At 52.7% G+C, this 3,753-nt stretch carries 5 protein-coding genes; all 5 read right to left on the bottom strand.

Features of this window, described 5'->3' with window-relative positions:
* Positions 1–411: 411 nt before the first annotated feature.
* Positions 412–588, bottom strand: coding sequence for a hypothetical protein (locus tag Q0R23_RS17785; protein WP_293915231.1), 177 nt, complete (start codon positions 586–588; stop codon positions 412–414).
* A gap of 117 nt (positions 589–705) precedes the next feature.
* Complete coding sequence (locus Q0R23_RS17780) at positions 706–1,656, bottom strand: glycosyltransferase family 2 protein (RefSeq protein WP_293915230.1); 951 nt, start codon at positions 1,654–1,656, stop codon at positions 706–708.
* Entirely contained in the window at positions 1,653–2,279 is a 627-nt protein-coding gene (locus tag Q0R23_RS17775; protein ID WP_293915228.1) for a CatB-related O-acetyltransferase, read from the bottom strand. The genes Q0R23_RS17780 and Q0R23_RS17775 overlap by 4 nt, the downstream gene beginning before the upstream one ends.
* A 62-nt stretch (positions 2,280–2,341) precedes the next feature.
* Entirely contained in the window at positions 2,342–3,328 is a 987-nt protein-coding gene (locus Q0R23_RS17770) for a glycosyltransferase family 2 protein (RefSeq protein ID WP_293915226.1), read from the bottom strand.
* A 7-nt stretch (positions 3,329–3,335) separates the two neighbouring features.
* The coding region (locus tag Q0R23_RS17765; RefSeq protein ID WP_293915224.1) for a hypothetical protein at positions 3,336–3,753 on the bottom strand (418 nt) is incomplete at its 5' end.

Below are 3,753 nucleotides of genomic sequence, written 5' to 3'. Positions count from 1 at the left end.
CATGCGGGGCAGGTGCGGGTTGAAGCCCCATTTGCCGTAGCTGAACGGGTTGTACTGCAGCAGCACCCAGTCCGGCGGGTCGGCGGCAACCGTGCGTGCGATGTTCCAGACGCTACGCGGATCGGCGGCGTCGAAGACGGTTTCCACGGCGACTCCGGGGACCGGGTCGGGGTCAGTTTGGGCCGTTAGCACTTGGACATCAGCCGAACGCGCCAGCTCCGCCGCCAGCAGGGCCGTGTAGTCGCCGATGCCGTCGAGCCGGGGCGGCAGGGCGGCGGCGATGACGGGGATCTTCAGTTGTGAAACGGTCGAAATGAGGCTGCTCCTAGATCGAAGCCACGGATTAGAAATCCGAGGCTGGAAAAAGCCTACTGTCCAGGGGACAGAAGAAAGTAACGGAAAGGCTGTGCGTCACGCTCTGAACGTCGCTTCGACAGTGGGCACTTCCGAGCCTCGGATTTCCAAATCACGGGCGAGCGGCTTGATGGCGGTGTCGATCTGGCGGTGGAGGACGATATCACGGGCAAACATGCCGTGGGTGGTGGCATTGCGGCAAGCAATCGCTTTGCCGAAGTCGGGAGTAGGCATAGTCGCGAGTCCTTTCATCGTGCAACGATCTCTGCGGCAGCCGCCCGCTCCGATTATGGTAATTCTGCGGGTGTTCTTTAGGATGGGTGGGTTCATGGGTGCGAGTCTCATCAGCATCTATCGACGAACGGCCAGTGCGAATTGCGTGCCAACTCGCCCGCCGCAAGAAAGTAGAAAGGCAAGTGCGGCTCGAAATGAGAAAGTCAGGCGCAGCGACTCCGTCAGCGAATGCCTCGCTGTGGCACGTTTTCCGGTGACCAAAAGAATAATCCCGTGTGCTGTCAACGTCTCGGCCATCAAAACCTTGACCTGAGGATGAATCCGGGTTAGGCTTGCATCGTTCAAAATAGTTCGGTATCGGAACAGGTGCCCTTCCGCCATGTAGATCGGCATACTGGAACTCATTCCACCGCTGTGGGTACGGTAATTCATCAGCCGCTCGGGCAGATAATGCGCACTGCGGCCTGTTCCCACACAGCGATAAAACAGCCAAGAGTCAATCGACCCCTTTGCTTGCTCCGCGATAAAGGCCAGCTCAATCATGGCAGTACGAAAGAGCGATGCCCCGACGGGGATACTGGAATTAACCAGCGCAGAAACAGCGAAGTCCGGCAAAATCCCGGCGGAGAGCCGATTGCGTCGAAAACGCTTTTGTAAGGCTTCGCTTTCTGCAACATTTCTCGACCCGTCCGTACCCATCATCCATTGATCACAAAAAGCCAGAATCACATTCGGATCGCTCCGTAAGGGCTGGAGCAGACTTTCCACGAATGTCGGCTCAAATGTATCGTCATCATGCAGCAGGCAGAAAAACTCGCCCCGCACCCGCTCGATCCCGGCTCGCCAGTTACCCGCGATCCCGAGATTATTCGGGTGCCGAATATAGATCACACGCGGGTCGTCGGCAAATTCAGCGGCAACAGAAGTCGTATCGTCAGGACTTGCATCGTCCAATATCAGTATCTCCAGCTCCCGGTGCGTCTGCGTCACGGCACTCTGGATGGCCTCGCGCAGGAACTCCGCCCGGTTGTAAGTCGGGATCAAGATGGTTACGAGCGAGTTCTTCATTTTGAAGGTCCGCCTGCCTCATGCCGGATGGTATGTTTGGCGACAAACTCTTGAACGTTGTCCGACAGCAGCCCCTTGAATTCACCGCGTATTTTTTCCACCGGCCAATTCCACCACTGGATCTGCTCTAGGGCCTCGATGACGTCGTCACTGAACCGCTTTTTGACCGGCTTCGCCGGGTTCCCGGCGACAACGGTATACGCGGGAACATCTTTCGTGACCACGCTCCGAGCGGCGACGACAACCCCATTCCCAATGGTGACACCGGCCATAATCATAGCGCCAGTGCAGACCCAGACGTCATTCCCAATCACGATGTCGCCTTTGGCACAGGGAAGTCCGATCGTGTCTTCCGCACCCTCAAACAAGACACTGAAGGGATAAGTCGTTACCCACTCCGTCCTATGGTGACCTCCAAAGACAATCCATACATCCTCCGCAAACGAACAATAGTTGCCAATTTTTAGTTTGGCGTCTTCCCCGAAATGCACAATTTTAGGACTCTTCGAGGGGTGCCCGTACGAATACTCCCCGATTTCCCAGCCCTTGTGCCGGTCTAAATGCTTCAGCAGAATGGTCTGGTCAAAGCTGAAGTACTGCTCAAGTCGCCGGTGAACTTTCATGAGAAAAGTACGGAGCAACCTTTGGGCAGGAGTTTTCTCCAATTCTTTCGTGAATCTATGTTTCATTTGTTCAAGAGGGTTCGGAGACGGACGTAAAAGTTCATTAGTGTCTTGAGCAACACTCCGAGAATTCGAGGCGGGCTTGTCACCGCCTTGTTAGGTACATCAGATACACCAATCGACATCGCATGGAGGCGACATCCTTCCCAGTCGAAACCCCATATATCATCACACCAGAACTTCCGTTCTCCATGAATCTGAAAGTGCCTGAGAACCTCGAAGTCCTGCCAATAATATTTTTGAGTTTGAATTGTGTGGGTATCAATTCCGCACTCGCTCCACCCATTAAACCAAGCATCCGGACTTGATTCAAGTTTCCCCGTTAGCTTCCAGTCACGGGTTGCGCTATATACGCTTCGACGCCTGAGCACGGAAGGCGTTGTTCGTAGAGCATTCTCCAAAACGCTGTAGAGTCGCATTTTACTTGCCTGTGCGGCTTCCCGAGTGAGTGCATAATGGAGAACTTTAATATCGTGTAGGTTCAGCCGTGGAGCGGAAGCCGGCATTGGAACACGGATACTGTGTATCTGTTTCGGAGTATGCGGCGCACCGTCGTCCGCATAGCCGATTGGCCAGGGCGTGTCATGTCGAATACATAGGTCCGGCGTATTATACAAGTCTGGTTTCTCAAAGCACAAAATCGTGCCGGGTTTTGCATTGAGCATTGTTTGCCAACCAGGCTGCGTCAGGGCATTCGCCGCGAGTATTTCGTCCGCATCCAAAGCGAGAATGATGCGCGGTTCGGTTACAATATCGCGTGCTGCTTGAAGAAGTATCTGCTGCCTCTCGGCCTCGTTAAATTGCGTTGACTTGTTTTCAAGGATGACAACTTTTGGATATTTTAAGCAAATTTCCAGGCTGCCGTCTGTGGAGCATTGATCTAAGATTATGATTTTATCTGCGAATTGACTGGTCACCGACAAAAAACGATCCAATATCCATGCTTCGTTCTTTACTGGGGTCAAGACGACTATTTTGGGTAAACTCATGGCTTCCTCAACACGAGAAACGCTTGGGATTTGAAGTTACATGTGCGGCAACGGGAAATTCCGTGTTGAGAAAGTCCCCACCCGTATTCTTGTTTCTGTAAGTGTACCTGTCGACACAAAACAACCCCAAAAGCCCCAAAAACAAAAATAGTGTGAAATAGCAGTTGAGATAAAATAAAGTGGTCATTCCAAAACGATTCAAGTATGGATCAAGAAGTCGAAATGGCAAGTTACTTGATCCAAAATACGATGCCATTACTAGTAGGGAAATATTCAATTTCCATAGCAGTGACCGCCGCTCTGGCCATCGAATGCCGTAATCTATTAGCCCCCAGGCAACGAAAATGAGCGAAGCAAGATCGTAGTAACGATGATAGATTAACACAAGGGCGGCCATCATGGCGACCGGCACAGCTAAAGGATGG

Source organism: Deinococcus sp., assembly GCF_025362455.1.
GTDB lineage: Bacteria > Deinococcota > Deinococci > Deinococcales > Deinococcaceae > Deinococcus.
The sequence above is the reverse complement of the archived record's forward strand: the minus strand, read 5'-3'. Positions and strand labels throughout refer to the sequence as shown.